General features: G+C 68.9%; 17 protein-coding genes. 6 read left to right on the top strand and 11 right to left on the bottom strand.

The annotated features are described in order from the left end of the window. Window position 1: 1 nt before the first annotated feature. The 3 genes from mftF to mftA form a co-directional block, all read right to left on the bottom strand. On the bottom strand, window positions 2-1402 hold the full coding sequence (gene mftF, locus NF4_RS32160) for a mycofactocin biosynthesis glycosyltransferase MftF (RefSeq protein ID WP_063131161.1): 1401 nt from the start codon (window positions 1400-1402) through the stop codon (window positions 2-4). 193 nt (window positions 1403-1595) lie between these two features. Beyond that, entirely contained in the window at window positions 1596-3101 is a 1506-nt protein-coding gene (gene mftC, locus NF4_RS32165) for a mycofactocin radical SAM maturase (RefSeq protein WP_084533727.1), read from the bottom strand. A 16-nt stretch (window positions 3102-3117) separates the two neighbouring features. Then, entirely contained in the window at window positions 3118-3216 is a 99-nt protein-coding gene (gene mftA, locus NF4_RS38300; RefSeq protein ID WP_357986548.1) for a mycofactocin precursor MftA, read from the bottom strand. Between the two features lie 327 nt (window positions 3217-3543). Here mftA and mftR2 point away from each other — a divergent pair, with 327 nt between their 5' ends. Together mftR2 and NF4_RS32175 are read left to right on the top strand one after the other, a co-directional pair. After that, window positions 3544-4194: a mycofactocin system transcriptional regulator MftR2 gene (gene mftR2, locus NF4_RS32170; RefSeq protein WP_232330748.1), complete on the top strand. Its 651-nt coding sequence runs from the start codon at window positions 3544-3546 to the stop codon at window positions 4192-4194. 68 nt (window positions 4195-4262) lie between these two features. Continuing rightward, entirely contained in the window at window positions 4263-5318 is a 1056-nt protein-coding gene (locus NF4_RS32175; RefSeq protein ID WP_063131162.1) for a ferredoxin--NADP reductase, read from the top strand. Between the two features lie 230 nt (window positions 5319-5548). Here NF4_RS32175 and NF4_RS32180 read toward each other — a convergent pair whose 3' ends face one another. Next, a complete protein-coding gene (locus NF4_RS32180) occupies window positions 5549-6814 on the bottom strand; it encodes an FAD-dependent oxidoreductase (protein ID WP_063131163.1) in 1266 nt (421 codons plus the stop codon). Between the two features lie 7 nt (window positions 6815-6821). Then, the gene (locus NF4_RS32185; protein WP_063131164.1) at window positions 6822-8093 is read right to left on the bottom strand and encodes an MFS transporter; all 1272 of its coding nucleotides are present in this window, start codon (window positions 8091-8093) and stop codon (window positions 6822-6824) included. 170 nt (window positions 8094-8263) lie between these two features. Here NF4_RS32185 and NF4_RS32190 point away from each other — a divergent pair, with 170 nt between their 5' ends. Further along, entirely contained in the window at window positions 8264-9145 is an 882-nt protein-coding gene (locus NF4_RS32190) for a LysR family transcriptional regulator (RefSeq protein WP_063131165.1), read from the top strand. Window positions 9146-9200: 55 nt separating this feature from the next. Here NF4_RS32190 and NF4_RS32195 read toward each other — a convergent pair whose 3' ends face one another. Together NF4_RS32195 and NF4_RS32200 are read right to left on the bottom strand one after the other, a co-directional pair. Next, window positions 9201-9959 (bottom strand): glutamate racemase, encoded by a 759-nt coding sequence (locus NF4_RS32195; protein WP_063131166.1) that lies wholly within the window; start codon window positions 9957-9959, stop codon window positions 9201-9203. A gap of 9 nt (window positions 9960-9968) precedes the next feature. Further along, window positions 9969-11168 carry an NAD(P)/FAD-dependent oxidoreductase gene (locus NF4_RS32200; RefSeq protein ID WP_063131167.1) on the bottom strand — a complete coding sequence of 400 codons (1200 nt, stop codon included), beginning with the start codon at window positions 11166-11168 and terminating at the stop codon, window positions 9969-9971. Window positions 11169-11483: 315 nt separating this feature from the next. Here NF4_RS32200 and NF4_RS32205 point away from each other — a divergent pair, with 315 nt between their 5' ends. After that, window positions 11484-11840 carry an SPW repeat domain-containing protein gene (locus NF4_RS32205; protein ID WP_063131168.1) on the top strand — a complete coding sequence of 119 codons (357 nt, stop codon included), beginning with the start codon at window positions 11484-11486 and terminating at the stop codon, window positions 11838-11840. Between the two features lie 321 nt (window positions 11841-12161). After that, a complete protein-coding gene (locus NF4_RS32210) occupies window positions 12162-14249 on the top strand; it encodes a hypothetical protein (protein ID WP_063131169.1) in 2088 nt (695 codons plus the stop codon). Window positions 14250-14308: 59 nt separating this feature from the next. Here NF4_RS32210 and NF4_RS32215 read toward each other — a convergent pair whose 3' ends face one another. Then, entirely contained in the window at window positions 14309-15325 is a 1017-nt protein-coding gene (locus NF4_RS32215) for a helix-turn-helix transcriptional regulator (protein ID WP_063131170.1), read from the bottom strand. 90 nt (window positions 15326-15415) lie between these two features. On the opposite strand from NF4_RS32215, the gene NF4_RS32220 reads away from it, so the two are divergent. Beyond that, entirely contained in the window at window positions 15416-16660 is a 1245-nt protein-coding gene (locus NF4_RS32220) for an FAD-dependent oxidoreductase (RefSeq protein ID WP_063131171.1), read from the top strand. A 93-nt stretch (window positions 16661-16753) separates the two neighbouring features. On the opposite strand, the gene NF4_RS32225 is transcribed toward NF4_RS32220, so the two are convergent. The 3 genes from NF4_RS32225 to tuf form a co-directional block, all read right to left on the bottom strand. Beyond that, window positions 16754-17152 carry a PIN domain-containing protein gene (locus NF4_RS32225; RefSeq protein WP_063131172.1) on the bottom strand — a complete coding sequence of 133 codons (399 nt, stop codon included), beginning with the start codon at window positions 17150-17152 and terminating at the stop codon, window positions 16754-16756. Then, entirely contained in the window at window positions 17137-17400 is a 264-nt protein-coding gene (locus NF4_RS36125; protein WP_063814769.1) for a type II toxin-antitoxin system Phd/YefM family antitoxin, read from the bottom strand. Before NF4_RS36125 ends, NF4_RS32225 begins: the two co-directional genes overlap by 16 nt. 128 nt (window positions 17401-17528) lie before the next feature. Continuing rightward, the gene (gene tuf / locus NF4_RS32230; protein WP_030525250.1) at window positions 17529-18719 is read right to left on the bottom strand and encodes an elongation factor Tu; all 1191 of its coding nucleotides are present in this window, start codon (window positions 18717-18719) and stop codon (window positions 17529-17531) included. Between the last annotated feature and the right edge of the window lie 121 nt (window positions 18720-18840).

Below are 18840 nucleotides of genomic sequence, written 5' to 3' on the forward strand. Positions count from 1 at the left end.
GCTACTGGGGCGGGGCGGTCGGTTTGAGGGCGGCGGGGCTGCCCGCCCGGATCGCGCCCAGCCACAGGCCGGTGCCGTAGCCGATATCGTCGACCCGCCGGAACGCGATATAGCGCAGCGGATCCAGTCCGCCCGGCTCGCGATGGGTGTACCAGTCGACCGCGCCCTCGGCCACCGCCAGCGACAGTGCGATCTTTCTTATCCGGCGGGAGAACAGCATGGCGGCCAGGGTTATCGGCCAGTAGTGCCGGCACATGGCCGAGGCGATCCGCCACAGACCGGCGAAGAATCCGCGGGCCACGTAGATCGCCGCGACACCGGTCGGGTTGTCGACGCCGGCGAACGCGCGCCGCAACCGGCGCAACGGCAGCAGCAGCGTGAGTCCGGCGCCCAGCGCACCCCAGCGGGTCCGGGTCGCCAGCAGCACAGCCGCCGCCGCGGTCCATTTCGGTACCTGCAGCGGCGACACCATTCCCGCGTGCCGGTCGCTGAGCGGGGCGGCGCCGGTGCCGTAGAACATCTTGCGGCGGAACCAGTCCCGGAACGACACCCGGTGATCGTGGGCCACATGCGCGGCCGGTTCGTAGCGGGCCCGCCAACCCGAGCGTTCGAGGCGCCAGCACAGGTCCACATCCTCGGCGACCTGCATGGTCTCGTCGAAACCGCCCTCGGCCTCCAGCACCGAGCGGCGCACCAGCAGCGCCGCGCTGGGCACATAGGACACCACCCCGCGCGATTGCACCGCCGATTCGCGACGGCCCAGGTCCAGTGAGGAGCGGGCGTGCTCGTAGCGCGCCAGCGTATTGGTCTCCGGGTCGAGCGCCACGATCCGCGGCGCGACCAGGGCGACCTGAGGGTCGCTGAAATGCCCGAGCATCACTTCGAGCCATCCGCTGCGCGGTACCACGTCGGAGTCGAGAAAGGCCACGAACTGGGTCGTCGCCGCCCGCAGGCCGGTGTTGCGGGCCGCGGCCGGACCGCGGCGCCGTTCGTGCCGCAGCACTTTCACCCGGCAGCGGCCGGTGTGCTCGTCGGCGATCCGCACCTCGTCGTCGGAACCGTCGTCGACCACGATCACCGTATGACCGCGCAACGCGGCCAGCAGCCGATCCAGCCCGCCGGGATTGTTGTGCAGCGGGACAATGATTGTCACGTCCTCCGGCGACGGCAACAGCCGCGGCCGGGGATTGGCCACCCCGGAATCCAGTAGCCGTCTGGCAACCACTGCCGATTGCGGGCTGTTCACCTCGAGATAGCCGTCACCGATCATTTCGGCGGCCTCGGGAGCCAGGCGCAGCAACCGGGCAGGTGAACCTCCGATAAGGATTCGACCCCCCGAGTATGCGCGTACCCGTGGGTCGATCCGCACCCCGAATCCGTCGGGCAGGCGATCATTGCGCATTCCACGGATGGTAACTGCCGATTCGATACAAGACATCAGCAGTCCGGGAAAAAGTGTTTCGAGCCGGAGAAATTCCCGGAATCACCGGGAGTTCGGGCATGAAATGAATCACCACCGCAGGAGCACGGGTATGAAAAGCCGCCCGGAGCAACGGTCTGGCTATCGTCGCTCCGGGCGGCTTTCCGGAAGGTGCTCACACGAGCGGACTCTCGTCGCACGCGCGCGCCGGACGCCGCGCCGGCGGCAACAGCGTCAGCGGAACGGGGCCCCCGGAGCGCGATCGGCGCGGGGCACTCTTACGCGAATGGTCCACCGCCGGACGCGGGATCACCCGCTCGGTGGCGGCCAGCGCCGCTTCCCCGTAGCCCTGCACGCATTCCGGATCCGGGCCGTCGGCGGGCAGTCCGGTGAAGAACTTCGCCGCCATGCACCCGCCACGGCAGGAGTCGTAGTGCGCACAAGACGCGCAGGCTCCGCCGCCGCTGGGCTCCCGCAGTTCCTCGAACAGCGCCGATTCCCGCCACACCGTGGCGAAACCGCCGTCGGTGACCACGTTTCCGGCATGGAATTTCTCGTGGATGGCGAACGGGCAGGCGTAGACGTCACCCAGCGGATCGACCAGGCACACCACCCGACCGGCCCCGCACATGTTCAACCCCGGAAGTGCCTGACCGTAGGCGGAGAGGTGGAAGAACGAATCTCCGGTGAGCACCCCGTCGCCGTTGCGGACGAGCCAGTCGTAGAGCGTGCGCTGCTGTTCCGGAAGCGGATGCAGTTCGTCCCAGACATCCGCACCACGCCCCGACGGCCGCAGCCGGGTGAGCCGCAGCGTGGCGCCGTAGCGGTCCGCGATCTCCTTGAACTGGTCGAGCTGGTCGATATTGTGCCGGGTGGCCACCACAGACAATTTCGCGTCCCGGAATCCGGCGTTCGCGAGATTCTCCAGCGCCCGGATCGCCGTGGCATAGCTACCCGGCCCGCGGACCGCGTCGTTCACCTCGGCGTCGGCACCGTCCAGCGAGATCTGGACGTCGACATAATCGCTGGCGGCGAGCCGCTGCGCGACCTCGGGTGTGATCCGTACTCCGTTCGTGGAGAACTTCACCCCGACCTGATGCGAGGTCGCGTAATCGACAAGTTCCCAGAAATCCGGACGCACGGTGGGTTCACCGCCGCCGATGTTCACGTAGAACACCTGCATCCGCTGGAATTCGTCGATCAGCGCCTTGCACTGCTCGGTGCTGAGTTCACCGGGATCGCGCCTGCCCGACGAGGACAGACAGTGCACACACGAGAGATTGCACGCGTAGGTGAGTTCCCAGGTGAGGCAAATCGGAGCTGCCAGCCCCGATTCGAAACGGTCGACCAGCCGGACGGCCGGATCGGCCGGACCCACCCCGGTGAAGGGCGCGGGCTCGCTGAGCACCGCCGTTTCCGGCGCGCGCTGGATCATTTGCGAATCGGCCAGTTCGGTCAGTGCCCGCAGGTACGGGGCGGCGGCCGCGTCCTCGATCCCGGCGGCCCGGACGGCCGCCCGGGCCGAGGTGTGCCCGGGCAGGGAACGCACGATCTCGACGATCCGCGGATTCTTCAGGAACGACAGTTTGCGGGTCCCGAAGTGGTAGAGCAGCGCACCGAAGGGCTCCGGCCGCAGCGCCACCCGGGGATGCAACTGCCAGCGGTTTTCCAGATCGAGCATGATTGGCTCCCGCCGGTCAGTAGACGCCGCACATGCCGTCGATGGATACCTCTTCGATCAGCGATTCCTCGATCACGGGCGCAGTGCCGGCCGCGTCGGTGTCGACGGTTGCGATCGGGCCGCGGTGATCGGTTTCGGCCGGTCCGAAGGAACGGTTGTCCGCCATGGCTACCTCCACAGATTGGTGCCTGCGCCGGCTCGATGCCGTGGTGACCCGTCCGCCGCGGCGCCGCTGGGGATACCGCCGGTGAGCCCCGGCACAGCGCCGACGCCGCGGTCGCCCGGTGCGACCACGGTCACACCATAACGTCATCCACTGACAAAATGGAACTGTTTTCGAGTAATGTGCACGTTCACGCCGAAACGCGACCTTTAGACTGCGGGGGCAAAGCAGCTGAACAGAACGTGGCGGGCGGATGCCGCTCGACGTGTAGAGGTGGCAATGGGAGTCGTGCGAATGCAGGCGAGCGGGGGCGGGGGCGGTAACGGCAGCACCCTCTCGGAGACCGAGATCGTCGAGGCGGCACTTCGGGTGGTACGCGCCGACGGGGTGGAGAAGTTGTCCATGCGGCGACTCTCCCGTGAGCTCGGCGTCTCCCCGATGGCGCCGTACTACTACGTCGCCGACAAGCGCGAGCTACTGGACCTGGTGGCCACCGCGGCGCTCGCCGGGGTGCGCAAACCACCGCCCGACTCGGGCCCCTGGCAGGACCGCCTGGTCGATCTGCTCGCCCAGATCGACGAACGGCTGCGCCGGCACCCCGGGCTGGGCGATGTGCTCATCGAGCAGATGCTCGGTAAACAGCTCGACCTGATCGCCGGGATCATGGAGATCCTCTACGAGGCCGGGTTCGATGATCGCAATGTCCTGGCCGGTTACGCCACGATCCACACCTACTTGTTCGGCCGCCGCCGGGTGAATCCGCGCAACCTCGACACCCCGCCCGATGTGGTGATGCCGGAACGAGTGGCCCGCGCAATGGAACACCTGTCCGATCTGCGCGGTAGGTATTCCTACGATTTCGGCGTGGGCGTCCTGGTCTCCGGTTTGGAAGGTCAGCTCGTCCGCCAACAATCCGCCGGCATAGGCTAAAATTGGAACACGTTCTAGTTTTGCCGTAGGCTCGAAGCCACCGGCAACCAGTGTTTCGAGAGGACGAGATGACCACCGTCGAAGTGCCCCATGGCTCGCGATCCGTCGTATTGCGGGTCGCTCAGGTCATCGCGGAAACCACCGACGCGAGCTCGCTGGTCTTCGAGGTCCCCGAGCAGGCGCGGGAGAAGTTCGCGTACCGGCCCGGCCAGTTCCTCACCCTGCGTATCCCCAGCGACCGCACCGGATCGGTGGCGCGCTGCTATTCGCTGGCGAGTTCGCCCTTCACCGACGACCGGCCCAAGGTCACGGTGAAACGCACCAGCGACGGGTACGGCTCCAACTGGCTCTGCGACAACATCAAGCCGGGCGACCAGCTCGAGGTGCTGCCGCCGTCCGGGGTGTTCACCCCGAATGACCTCGACGAGGACCTGCTGCTGTGCGCGGCGGGCAGCGGTATCACCCCGGTGATGTCCATTCTCAAATCCGCGCTGGCGCGGGGCAGCGGCAAGATCGTGCTGTTCTACGCCAACCGCGACGCCGACTCGGTGATCTTCGCGTCCGAACTGCGCGAACTGGCCGAGAAGAACCCGCAGCGGCTGATGGTGGTGCACTGGCTGGAGACCCTGCAGGGCCTGCCGACCGTGACCGCGCTGTCCGAACTGCTGCGGCCCTACACCGAGTACGCGGCCTTCATGTGCGGCCCGAAGCCCTTCATGGACGGGGTGCACGACGCCCTCACCCAGCTCGGGGTGCCGCGCAACCGCACCCACGCCGAGATCTTCAACTCACTCGCCGGTGACCCGTTCGCCGATACCGCCCCGGCCGAGATCTCCGAGGAGGACGCCGCGGACGCGGCGACCGTGGAGGTCGAGCTGGACGGGGAGACGCACAACCTGAGCTGGCCGCGGAAACAAACCCTGGTCGACATCATGCTGGACAAGGGCATCGATGTGCCCTACTCCTGCCAGGAGGGCGAGTGCGGGTCCTGCGCCTGCACGGTGCTCGAGGGCAAGGTCGAGATGGCGAACGCCGAGATCCTCGATCCCGAGGACATCGAGAACGGGTACATCCTGGGCTGCCAGGCCCGCCCGGTCACCGACCACCTGCGTATCCAGTTCTGATCGCCTACCCGAAGGAACTCGCTCGCCGAGAAATCGCCGGTGCGGTCGCGCGCTGATCGGGTGGCCGGTGCACCACACGAACCATCCGATCGAGGAGCATGCGGCGGCGGCCACCCCGTCGTCCGGAACTCCCGGACGATTCGGGGCCGCGGGTTTGCGCCGCCACCTCACGATGCGATTCGCCGGTCGGCTGCCGTCCTCCACCGGGACCGGTCCGCCGCCCCGGCCTTTCAGACCGGCACGGGCTCGGGTAGCCGGGCCCCTTGGCGCTGGAGTTCGTTGCGCACGCTCGCGGTGGTGACTTCGCCGTTTCGGGCCTGCTGCGCGGCCGCGACCCCGGCCGCGTGTCCGGTGGCGAAGGCGGTCCCCATGACGCGCAGCGACGCGCCGGCCTGCCGATCCCCGTCGAGGGTTCGCCCGGCGGCGTAGAGATTGTCCGTGCCGACACTGCGCAGGCAACCGAGCGGGATCGGATAGAAGCCGGGCTCGCCGATGAACTTCCAGGTGGACGGGATACCCGGGCCCGGGTGGTACTCCATCGGCCAGGCCCCGATCGCGACCGCGCTCTCGGTGGTGTCCGGGTGGAGGATCTCCGTCTCACGCAGCCGATAGCGGGTGACGATATGGCGGGATTCCCGGGTGCCGAGTTCCGGGCCGGTGGTGACGATATAGGCGAGTTCGGCGCCGGGAATCGTCCGCACCACCGGCAGATACGCTTGGGCCTGCCGGCGGGCGCTGATCTCGGCGCGGGTGGTGTCGGCGGCGGACCGGGCGTCGTAGCCCTCGTCCACCAGGTACATGATGACGTCGCCGGAGACCGGCATCCGGGCGACCAGCCCCGACTCGGCCAGCAGACCGTCCACACCGGCGGCCTTGGCACTGCGGACGGCCGCTCCGACGGTATCCACCGTGACGTCGGCATCGGGTGCGATACCGCCGAACCGGACGCCGAGGCTGCCGTTCTGGACCCAGCCGTCGGTGCCGTAACGGACTTCGGCGCCCGCGTGGTGCGCGAGATCGGCGTCCCCGGTGGCGTCGACGAACGCGTCGGCGGTGAACCGGTGCACGCCCTCGTGATCGGCGACCTCGACGGCGGTGATGCTGTCGCCCTCGGCGTGCGCGGCGATCAGCAGGCTGTGCAGCCGGATATCGACTGCTGCCTCCCGGCACAGCTCGTCCAGCACGACCTTCACGTTCTCCGGGTCGAAGACCACGGTGACGGCGTTGAACCGGCGCGGCTCACCGACCGCGCCACGCGCCTTCAGCCGCGATATCACCTCGTCGGCGATACCGAAGACGACCTGCCGCAGGTCGTCGCGAGTGTAGAGGCCGCAGTAGGTGACGACATTGCGCAGCGTCGCGGCGCCACCCAGGCACGGACCGCGTTCGATCAACAGGGTGCGGGCACCGGTGCGGGCGGCGCCCACCGCCGCGGCGATACCGGCCGATCCACCACCGGCGACGATGACGTCGTAGTGGGTACTGCTCGGGGTCATACGGGGATCAGACCTTTCCATTGGTGGCGAGGATCAGCGCATTGCCGTCGCCGGGTGCGGCGGCACCGGACGCGGATTCGCGGTTGTCGGCGTCGCGGATGAAGTACATGGGGAGGATCGCCAGGCAGGGACCCGCGGCGAGGACCAGGAAGACCAGCTGGAACGAGCCGCTCGCGGCGAAGACCAGGCCGACCACGGCGGGCACGATGGTGCTGCCGAGCTGCCAGAAGGCGTTCACCCCACCGGTCGCCGTCCCGGCGAGTTCCGCCCCGGACAGGGTCGGGATCATCGCCATCATGACCGGGCTGTAGATGTAGGCGGTGATACCCAGGAACGGCGCGATCCAGAGGAACTGGTTGGCGGTGGTGGCGAAACCGAACGCGATCAGACAGGTGACGAAGGCCGCCAGGATCGCGATAGTGAGCCGCCGGCGACTCAGCCCGAGCGCGTCGCCGACCAGGCCGACCAGCGGTTTGGAGAAGACCGCCACCGCGCCGAAGATCACCACCACGGTGCCGGCGCGCACCGGATCGATACCGACGCCCTTGACCATCAGCAGGTTCGACCAGGTGATGAATCCGTAGGTGCCCCACAGCGCGCCGAACCCGGCGAGCGCGATCAACAGCAGGCCGCGATTGCGCAGCAGCGGGCGCAGGTTCGGGCGGCCACCGGTTTCGGCTCGCGCCTCCACCAGCGGGCCGGGACGCAGCAGGAGCAGGCACAGGACGCCGACTACGATCGATGTGAGCCCGAACAGGTGATACGACGTGCGCCAGCTGTGCGATTCGATCAACCGGGGCACGACCGCGTTCGCGATCACCAGCCCGAGCGAGGTCGCGGTCATGAAGACGCCCATCGCCAAGCCGCGCCGCTGCGGGGTGAACCAGCTGGTGAGGAGTTTGACGCCGCCGCCCACTTCGGCACCCGCGCACAATCCGATACACGCCTGGAAGAGCAGGCCCATGGCATGGCTGTCGGCCTCGCCGAAGGCGAGCATGAACCCGCCGGAGAGCAGGATGCTCACCCCGACGGTCATCCGCGCGCCGAGCCAGTCGGCGACGAAACCGCCGATGGCGTTGGAGATCACGTAGCCGATGTAGTAGGTGGTGGCGAAGACACCGAGGCCGGCGACCGCCACCCCGAGGTCCTCGCCCACCGAGCCCGCCGCCGGGCCCCAGGTGGCCCGGTCGACCGAGGTCATCGTGAAAGCGGCCCAGCAGAGGGTCAACACCACCCAGCGATATCGGGTGTCGGGTGTTGCGGGGGATATCGCGGTCACCGGAGGTCCTTTCGAGTGAAGCTGGGGCACCGGCGCCCGCGAGGCGTGACGGCTGTGGTGCCCACCACAATGCAACCGCGTGGACGGCTCGTGATCCAATGCCACTTGGATGGCCCGGGTATGTCCTGAAGTTATGGCATACCGCTTGGTATGCGAAATGGGGAGCAACGATGGAGCTACGCCAGCTACGGTATTTCGTCGAAGTCTTCGATCGCGGCTCGCTGTCCGCGGCGGCAAAGGCACTGCTGATCTCCCAACCGGCCCTCACCCGCCAGGTCCAGCAGCTCGAACGCGAATGCGGCGTGCCGCTCTTCGAGCGGGTACCTGCCGGTATCGTGCCCACCCCCGCCGGCACCGCCCTCTATCAGCATGTCCTCACCCTGCTCCGCTACGCCGATACCGCGAAGGACGCCGCCCGCGAGGCCGGCCCGGTACGTGAGATCGTGCAGATCGGCCTGGCCCCCGGCCTACCGCCCACCTGGCTCGGGCAAATCATCGATACCGTACGGGTGGCCGTACCCCAGGCATACCTTTCGCTCACCGACGCGACCAGCACCGTCCAACTCCAGCAGTTGCGCGCCGGACGCCTCGATATAGCTTTCGTGCATGAGCCGCCCTCGGGAGATCTGGTCCGGCACCGGGTGCTCGAGGAACCGTTCGGGTTCGTCGTCGATCCGCGAATCGAGGGCGAGTTCACCGGCGATATCTGCCCGCTGAGCGCCCTCGACGGCATGGAAGTTCTCGCGCACGCCCGGGACCAGGTCCCCATCGGCCACGACCGGCTCGTATCGGCGGCCCACGAAGCCGGGATCAGGCCGCGGTGGCATTTCGCCAACTACACCGAGAACGCGCGGGCCTGTCTGCACGCCACGGGAGCGAGCGGTGCGATCCTGAGCCGCACCACCGCGGGCCGCTTGCTGCCCGGATGGGTGTGGCGGCGGCTGGTCGACCCACCGATCACCATGCAGACCTGGATCGTGCGCCAGCCGGTGGCCCGCGGCACCGTCACCGCGGTCGCCGACACCATCGCGGGCTCCTTCGGCATCGACTGATACGGCAAGCCCTTCACCTCGGCCGGAGAACCACGTGCACCCCGCGCAGGCGGCCCTACCGGGCCCCCAGGATGCGGCCGGACTCGTACGCGGCCGCACCGGGCGGCAGCACTCCGGGCCGCCCGCTCAGATACACCTGTACGGTCCCGTCACCGGTCGTCGGGCCGCCCAGCGCCTCCATCCGCCGCACCGTCTGCGCGGCGACGGCCTGCGCGCTGTCGAACAGCCGGACACCGTCGGGCAGCGCGGCGAGGATGCTGTCCACGATCAGCGGGTAGTGGGTGCAGCCCAGCACCACGCCCTCGACATCGGCGGGCGTCCGGGCCGCCGCGTCCGCCACCGCCGCGCGCACCCCGGCCATATCACCGCGGTCCACCGCTTCGGCGAGTCCGTGGCAGGCCACTCCGGTCACCTTCGCCTCGCCACCGAACCGCGCGATCAGATCCGCCTGGTAGGGGCTGGCCGTAGTGGCCGCGGTCGCCCATACGGCTACCGACCGGCAGGCCGCCGCGGCCGGTTTGATCGCCGGGACCGTACCCACCACGGGGATCGCGGCGCCCAGATCGGCCCGGACGTGTTCGAGCGCGGTCACGCTGGCGGTGTTGCACGGCAGTACGACCACCTCGGCGCCGAGATCACGCGCGGCGCGGCCGGCCGCGACCACCCGGTCGATCATCCAGTCCTGTGGTTTGGGGCCCCACGGCGCCCCGTCCGGGTCCAGTTGCAACAGCAGGTCCACATCGGGACGCAGCTTGCGCAGCCACGCCGCGGTGGGCAGCAACCCGAAACCCGAATCGATGAGCGCGACGATCACCCCAACAGGTTATTGAGTGGCGCCGAGCAATTCCTCCACCGGGGCGGCCGCGGCGATCTTGGCGCGCATCTTCATCACCTGACCGGTCATCCCGGCGCCCACCACTCCGGACAACCGGCCCTCGCGGAAGTAGTAGGCGAGGAACTTGCGGCCGTCGTCGGCGAGGATGCGGATATCGTCGGTCGCGCGCGGCGTGCCGAGCGCCTGCAACTTCAGGTCGTATTGATCACTCCAGAAGTACGGGACCTGGGGGATACCCGGCGCCGCCACCCCCAGCAGGGCGCAGGTCAGCAGCTTGGCCTGTTCGCCGGCATTGGTCCAGTGCTCGATCCGGCGATGTTCACCCGTGGGCGTCCGCCACGCCGCCACATCGCCCACCGCCCAGACGCCGGGCACACTGGTCCGCCCGGCCTCGTCGGCGAACACTCCGCCACCTGCGGCCGGTTCGGCCAGTTCGATCCCGGATCCGGCCAGCCAGTCGGTCACCGGACGCGAGCCGATACCCGATACCACCAGGTCCGCGGTCACCTCGGACCCATCGGCCAGCCGCGCACCCCGAACCCGGCCCGCCGGATCGGCCAGCAGTTCGGCCACCCCGACCCCGCAGCGCAGATCCACACCTTCGGCCCGGTGCAACCGGGCCACCAGTTCGCCGAGCTCCGCGCCGAGCACCCCGGCCAGCGGGGCGGGCTGCGGTTCCACCAGCACCACGGGCACGTTCTGCGCGCGCAGGCTCGCGGCCAGTTCACAGCCGATGAAACCGGCGCCGATCACCAGGGCCGCGGTGGTGTCGCGCACCCCCTCCCGGATCGCGACCGCGTCGTCGTGGCTGCGCAGTACGTGGACCCCGGTCACCTCGTCGGCGCCGGGCAGCAGCCGGGGCCGCAGCCCGGTGGCGACGATCAGGTGCTCGTAGGCGACGGTGGAACCGTCGGCCAGCCGCACCTGCTTGGCATCGGTGTCCACGCCGGTCGCCGCCGTACCCAGACGCAGGTCGATCTTCTTCTCGTCGTAGAACTCGTCCGGGCGCAGTGGGGTCGCGGTGGTTTCGCCGCGGACGAACTGCTTGGACAGCGGCGGGCGATCGTAGGGCGCGCGCGGCTCGTCACCCAGCAACACCAGCTCGCCCTCGTACCCCGCGCGGCGCAACTCCTCGGCGGTGCGTAATCCGGCCAGGCCGGCACCGGCGATCACGATCGGTTCGGACATACCGAACTCCCTCCCCGCGGCACCCGGCGCCGCGCCTGAAACAGGTTACAGAAATTTGTGTAGCCCACCCTAACAAGCACAGCTGGGCGAAGCCCATCCTCAATCCGCCCGGCCGTCGCGAATGCGAAGGTACGCGGGGAGCGAACGCGGAGGGAGGTACGCCTGAATTGCCGGCCCCGCGGCGGAAGCGCGTCCGCTGCGCATCGTTTCGCCGCGCAATCGTGTCCGTTGCGATATCGACCGCCCCCGGCCGGACAGGCTATACCGAGGTCAGGCCCTGTCTACGGACCTGTTTTCCAGTCTCAGGAGGCCATTATGTTCACAGAAAGCCGGACTCAGGATTTCCTGGCCGTGGTGCTCGGTGTCTTCACCGCTCTCTCTCCGATCTGGGTGGCGACCAACGACCGGGCAGTGTGGACGATGATCGTGCTCGGAGCGCTCATCGCACTCACCGGACTCGCCCAGATGTACCGGCCCGCGATGGCAGCGGCCGACTACGGAATGGCACTGTTCGGCGCACTGCTGTTCATCGCACCGTGGGCCATGAACTACACCGACTACAGCGGGGCGTCGTGGACGTCGTGGGTCGTCGGAATCGTCACCGTCGTAGTCGCCGTGGCAGCACTGCCCGCGGTGGCCGGCCGGATGCACGGGGCCGCGACGCACCACTGAACCGCGACCACCCAGGCGAGCTACCCGCCGGCCGAGCCCGGCGGGCAGACTCATTTGCGCCATCGACACCACCGGGAAAATTTCGAGGGGACCCGACAGCCCCGGCACGCAGTGGGCCTCCGGTGCACCGTTGCGCGCCGGTTTCCGCGCACCCCGCCGTCCGGGCACGTCAGAGCCGCGTATCCGGATGTCCCGGACGCGGATCCGCGCGGCGGCCGCTCTCCGCCGGGATGTAATACTGATCACCGCGGGCGGCTCACGCACCATTCATGGGCTTCGCACACTAGAACGAAATCCACCCCGGCGGGTAAGAATGGGCACATGGATGCCGAAAATGCCAGCCTCGGAGACGAACGTCGCGGCCGCCAGGAGGAGTACGGCCGCGCGCAGCAGAACTCCGAGTCGAGGGGCTTCGCCGGCTTCGGATCGAACGAATTCGATTCGGCGAATGGAACGAACGGCGCCACGAACCGATCCGATTCCGTACCGGATCACGGTTATACGTGGACCCCCGCACCACCGTCCACTCCCGCGCAGAACCAGCACAGCACCGGCGGATCGGCGGCATTGGACCCGTTCGCCGCGTGGAACACCCCCGGAGTCATCGGCGACACCGCCGCTGTCGGCGTCATGACATCGGGTAACCAGGAACCGGATTCCCGCTTCAGTACCTCACCGCCGGATCCGTCCCAGTTCCCCGCCCCTCCCGACGATCCCGACGGACCGGATACCGCCGCGCTGTCCACCCGGCACAGCGCCGGACCCGGAAGCGATCCCGGACAGACCGATCCCGGGGCGCTGCCGCGAATTCCGCAGCCGGGCCCCGGCCAGGCCGGCGAACGCTCGGCCGCACTCGCCTCCTCGGCACGAATCCCCGCGCCCGGATCGCCGTACGCGGCCGAGATGCCGCCGCCCGCCGATCCCACGGCCGGTCGACCCGATCCGTTCTCCGCCCCGACCACCCAATTGCCCACGTCGGGTTCGTTGGAGGCCGCCTATCCGCTGCCGCCCGAGACACCGCAGCGACCCGATGCCTACGGCGATGCGGACACGGGATCGCTGCCGAGCTGGCTCAGCTCCATCGGGGACGAACCGGTACCGCACCCGCTGGAAAGCGGCGGGCGGCGCCGCAAACTCGATCTGACCGAATCGGGCGCACCGGCCGAGGCTTTCAACCCGTTCGAGGACCAGCATGCGCCCGGACAGGAGGAGATCCCGGCGTCCGCGGTCACCGATCCGCACGCGCTGTCCGGGGCTCCGAGCGAAGATCGCGAGACCGCACTCGACGGCGATCCCGCCGCCCGGCCGGAACTGCCGTCGCGTGGACTGCCCACCCGCGGCCGCACCGCTCCCGGCCCGGGCGCCGAGGAGGGATCAGCCGCCCCACCGCTGCCGGCCCGGCGCCTGCCGCGGTCGGCGGCCCGGCACGCCCCCGCCCCGGCCGACGAAACGAACACGGTGGCGCCCAACGCCCACGAGTCGCTTCCGGCGAACGCCGCGAGCCTTCCGAAACCGGCGCAGACCGGCGACCCCTCCGACGCCGCGGACAGCGAACGCGAACTGCCGGCCCCACGCCGGTTGCCGCGCTCGGCGGCCCGGTACGACACCGACGACGAGCAGCCCGGCGCCCACGTCGACCAGCAACCTGCGCTGCGGCTCGCCACACAGCCCGAAGAAGTGGACCCGGCCGACGAGACCGGCGCGCATACCGCTCCGCCGCGGCTGGCCCCACCGGACGGCACTCCCATCCTCGACCGGCTGCTGGAGCCCGAACCCGCGCACGGCATCGACCCCGGCGACGAATCCGGCGCGCCGGTGGCCGAATTGCTCACCCGGATCCTGGAGTCCGAGGATCCCCGGCACGCCGGATCCGGCACGCCGGCCGAGGAGGCACCGGCAACCACCACCGCGGCCGTATCGCCGCTGACCCTCGTCCCCGACGCCGCGGGCGAGCCGGCCCCGGAATCGGATGACGGAGCCGATTCCCGACCGCCGCTGGAAACACGCCGCTCCCGACGGGCGCGTGAGGCCGCCGAGGCCGAGGCCGCCAAATCCGCGGCGCCGGACCGTCCGGAGGCGGCACTGCCGGGCCCCGCACCGGAACCGGTACCGGCGCTGCCGGCTGCCCGGCGCCCGGCGCCGGTGGAGGACACCACATCCCGGCACAACCGCAGCGAGGAAGGCGCCGATATAGATATCCACCTCATCATGCGTTTGCTGACCGCGAGCGATGATCTCGAAGTCCTGGCCGGACAGGCGGAGACGGGCGAGGTGTCGGCCGCGGAGGTGGCCCGCGCCGCACGCGAGGCCCGGGCCGCGGTCCTCTCCGCGGTCACCGCCTGGTACGGCGGCCCGGCGCAGATGGTGAAGTTCGCCAACGCTCTGCTCCAGGCCGCCCGCGAAACCTGATCCGAGCTGTCGCGTCGGGTTCCCGGCGGCGGCGCGCCGGGCTTTCGGCGTACCCGCGATCACGGGTGCGCCGCCGGTTCGGCGTTCCCGGCCACGGCCTGCCACCGCCGCACCAGCCGGCGGCAGGCGTCCACCAGTTCCGGGGGCTCCACCTCGGCGAGGTCGGTATCGAATGTGGCGAGCAGTCCCGCGACACCGGCCCACGACCAGGCACCGACGGTGAGCCGGCAGTGATCGGAATCCAGGTGCTCGACAACCGATCCACCGGGCGCCCAGCGCGCGACCGTCTCCGCCGGCAGATTCAGCCGCGCGCTTCCGGTGCACTCCCACGCGGCCGGGGTATCCCCGCGGTCGTGGGTGCTCATGACCAGACCGGCGAGATCGCCGCCGGGCAGCTCGCGGGGTGTGAACCGAATACCCGTGGGCGAGTGCAGGTGGAGGCGGTCGAGTCGGTGCACCCGCCAGGCGACGTCGGCGTGGTCGTATCCGACCAGGTACCACCGGCCCGCCCAGACCACCAGGTGGTGGGGTTCGATGCGCCGGGCCGGAGCGAACTCGGCGGTACCGGGCTCGGTGCGGGTGCCGTCGGGCCCGAGGATTTCGACGATGAGGATCTCGTGACGGCGTACGGCACTGCCCGCTGACTGCAACGCGGACGCCTCGATGGGTTGCGCCGGAAACTCCCAGTAGTTCTGCAAACTCGTCAGCCGCAACGCTTCCACAGCCGCGCGCAGTCTGACGGGCATGACCTGTTCCAGTGCCTCCAGGGCCCGTTCGGTGTCGGCGGCGAGGCCGGACACCGTGGTCGGAGCGGTCTGTAGCGCTACCGCGACCGCGAGCGCTTGGTCCTCGTCGAATCGCAGCGGGGGCAGTGTGTGGCCCGCCCCGAGCCGATAGCCGCCTGCCGGTCCGCGCAGCGTGACGACCGGATAGTCGAGCGAACGCAGTGTTTCGATATCCCGCCGCACGGTTCGCTCACTGACCTCCAGCCGGGCGGCGAGGGCACCGAGCGACCAGCTCCGTCGAGTGGCGAGCAGCGACAGCAGGCGCAGTGCGCGCCGGGAGGTATCGGCCACCGGGCCACAGTAGTGGACATTCGACGACCACTACCGGTGGGAGTGTCGGGCCGGAAATTGTCCGACATCAGCTCGAGGAGCCGGAACACAATGCGCATCATCATCGTCGGAGGCGGAATCGGCGGCCTGGCGCTCGCCGCCGGGCTACGCCGGCACGAATTCGATGTATCGGTTTTCGATCGCGATCACGACGTCGCGGCGACCGGCGGTTACCACATCACACTCGACGGCCGCGCACAGGCGGCGCTCCGGGAACTCGTCGCGCCGGAGATCTTCGAACGACTCTTGCGGTCGGCGTCGGCATTGCGGCTGCGCGACCGGGACGCGCTCTGGGACCGGCGCGGGCGCCTACTGGCGTACGGACCGCGGCTCGGCGACAGCCCCAGCGTGGATATCGACCGCATCACTCTCCGGACCATCCTGGCCGACGCGGTCGGACCCGACCTGCAGCTGGGCCGGACGGTCACCGGGATCACCCGCGCCTCGGCCGGCGAACCGTCGGCGGTATTCGCCGAGGGACCCCCGTGCCGGGGTGATCTCCTGGTAGGCGCGGACGGCGCCCACTCATCGGTCGCCCGGTATCTGGCGGGCCGCCCCACCAGCGAACCCACCGGGATAATCGGTTTCTCCGGCCGGACCGGCGCCGAAGACCTCGGCATATCCGAGCGGCAACGGCTCGGAACGCGCTCGAGTATGGCGATCGGCCCGCACGCCACGGCGCTGTATATCGGTTTCCTCGACCCGGTGGGCAACGCCGTGCTCGACGCGCCCGAGGGCCGGGAAGCGGTCACCATCGGACCGACCTATATCTGGGGCGCGATGTTTCCCGAGTCCACCGCGACCGATGCGATGCGCACGCTCCGCGGCACCGCACTGCGGTCCGCGCTGCTCACCGCTTTCGGCCGCGGTGGCTGGAGCCGGCACGCTCTCGAGGTCGTCGAACGAGCCGAGCCCGGCAGTATCGCCGCCTTCCGCTTCAACGCGGCGTCGACCCGGGCCCAGGACCTGGCCCCGTGGGCCGCCGGCTCTGTCACAGCGCTCGGCGACGCCGTCCACGCCACCCCGCCCACCGCCGGTATGGGCGCCGGAGCCGCCATCCGCGATGCCGCGAGTCTGGTCGCGAACCTGCGGGTTGTCGCTTCCGGTGAGGTCACACTGCCCGTCGCCGTCAGCCGGTTCGAGGCGGAGATGCGGATACGGGGAAGCGAAACCCTCACCGCGGCCATGCGGACCGTCCGCTGGATGCGAGCCACCGATACCCCGCTCGGGGCAGCGGTCACCGCGACGGCGACCCCGATACTGGCCGCCGCCGGTATGATCGCGCGCAGACACTGAGCTCATCGTCGGCAGCAAAAGCTGGGAGGGCTGGGGCCCCGGCCTCGGGCGAGACTGTCAAGTCCGGCCGGTCGGCCCACGCCCGTCCCAGCATCATGGCGTTATCGCTGTGATGCCATCGAGATCACCGAACTTCGCCTTCGTATCGAGGGAAACGACGGTACGACCGGTTTCCGCGGCGTGCGCGGCGATGATCAGATCGTGCGCGCCGCGGGGTCTACCCGATCGGCGTACTTGTGCCAGGAGCTGGGCGTGGCGAGTGGCTGTGGCATCGGTGTACTCGAGGATATCGAGGTCGGCAAGCAGCAACGCGAGTCGACGGGAGCGTTGAGCCGCTCGCTCAGCGGTGTCGGCAAGTTCGATCCCGACCCGGAACTCCGCGACCGTCACTGCGGCTATCGCGAGGTCGTCGGCGTCGTAAACCGTACGGTCGATCGTGCCGCGCTCGTAGGCGATCAGAACACCCGTGTCGAGAATCAAGCGCCTGCCCACGGGTCCTCCATATCGTCGGACACCATGGCGAGCCCCGCCGCGATATCGGATGCGTAGTCGTCGTCGAACGGTGGTACGTCGGATTCCTCCAACGCGAGCCGCAACGAACGGCCCGTACTCGTCGCGGGCGGCGTCACGGTTGCGACGGTTCGGCCATGCCGGACGATACGAATCGTCTCACCCTGCTCAGCACGGCTGAGCACAGCAGAGAAGTTGCGTGACGCCTCGGCTGCGGACATTGTCACCATGAATTCAGATTATCTGAATTAAGCGGGTCGGGCTACTTCTGGGCCTGGTTCGAACCGAGCATCATGCCGTGCGAAATGAAAACGGCGCCGCCCCGAAGGAGCGGCGCCGTTCTCGGCGATTCAGGGAATCACTTGATGATCTTCGTGACGCGACCGGCGCCGACGGTGCGGCCACCCTCGCGGATCGCGAAGCGCAGACCCTCGTCCATGGCGACCGGCTGGATCAGCTTCACCAACATCTCGGTGTTGTCGCCGGGCATAACCATTTCGGTGCCCTCGGGCAGGGTCACAACGCCCGTCACGTCAGTCGTACGGAAGTAGAACTGCGGACGGTAGTTGTTGAAGAACGGGGTGTGGCGGCCACCCTCGTCCTTGGACAGGATGTAGGCCTGACCCTCGAACTCGGTGTGCGGGGTGGTGGTGCCCGGCTTGATGACGACCTGGCCGCGCTCCACGTCCTCGCGCTTGATGCCACGGATCAGCAGACCCGCGTTGTCACCGGCCTGCGCGGTGTCCAGCATCTTGCGGAACATTTCGATACCGGTGATGGTGGTCTTGGTCTTCTCCGGGCGGATGCCGACGATCTCGACTTCCTCGTTGAGGTTGACCACACCGCGCTCCACACGACCGGTGACGACGGTGCCACGACCGGTGATGGTGAACACGTCCTCGATCGGCATCAGGAACGGCTTGTCGGTCTCACGCACCGGGTCCGGGATGGACTCGTCGACCGCGTTCATCAGCTCGATGATGGATTCGCTCCACTTCTCGTCGCCTTCCAGCGCCTTCAGGCCGGAAACGCGCACGACGGGGGCGTCCTCGTCGAACTCCTGCGAGGCCAGCAGCTCGCGGACCTCCATCTCGACGAGCTCGAGGATTTCCTCGTCGTCGACCATGTCCGACTTGTTCAGCGCGACCAGGATGTAGGGCACGCCGACCTGACGGGCGAGCAGCACATGCTCACGGGTCTGCGGCATCGGGCCGTCGGTGGCCGCGACCACCAGGATGGCGCCGTCCATCTGCGCCGCACCGGTGATCATGTTCTTGATGTAGTCGGCGTGACCCGGGGCGTCGACGTGGGCGTAGTGGCGCTTCTCGGTCTGGTACTCGACGTGGGAGATGTTGATCGTGATACCACGAGCCTTCTCCTCCGGCGCCTTGTCGATCTGATCGAAGGCAAAGCTCTCGTTCAGATCCGGGTACTTCTCCGCCAGCACCTTGGTGATCGCTGCGGTCAGCGTGGTCTTGCCGTGGTCGACGTGACCGATGGTGCCGATGTTGACGTGCGGCTTTGTCCGCTCGAACTTCGCCTTCGCCACTGTGTGGTCCTCCTGGACTTGTTGGTGCTTGCAGTTGCAGCAGTGCGGGGGTCATCCCCACGTGCGTGGGGAACTAACGGGTGTACTAACTCCCGGGAGATCCGGAGCAGGTGAGCTACCT

The organism is Nocardia fusca NBRC 14340 (assembly GCF_001618425.1).
GTDB classification, from domain to species: domain Bacteria; phylum Actinomycetota; class Actinomycetes; order Mycobacteriales; family Mycobacteriaceae; genus Nocardia; species Nocardia fusca.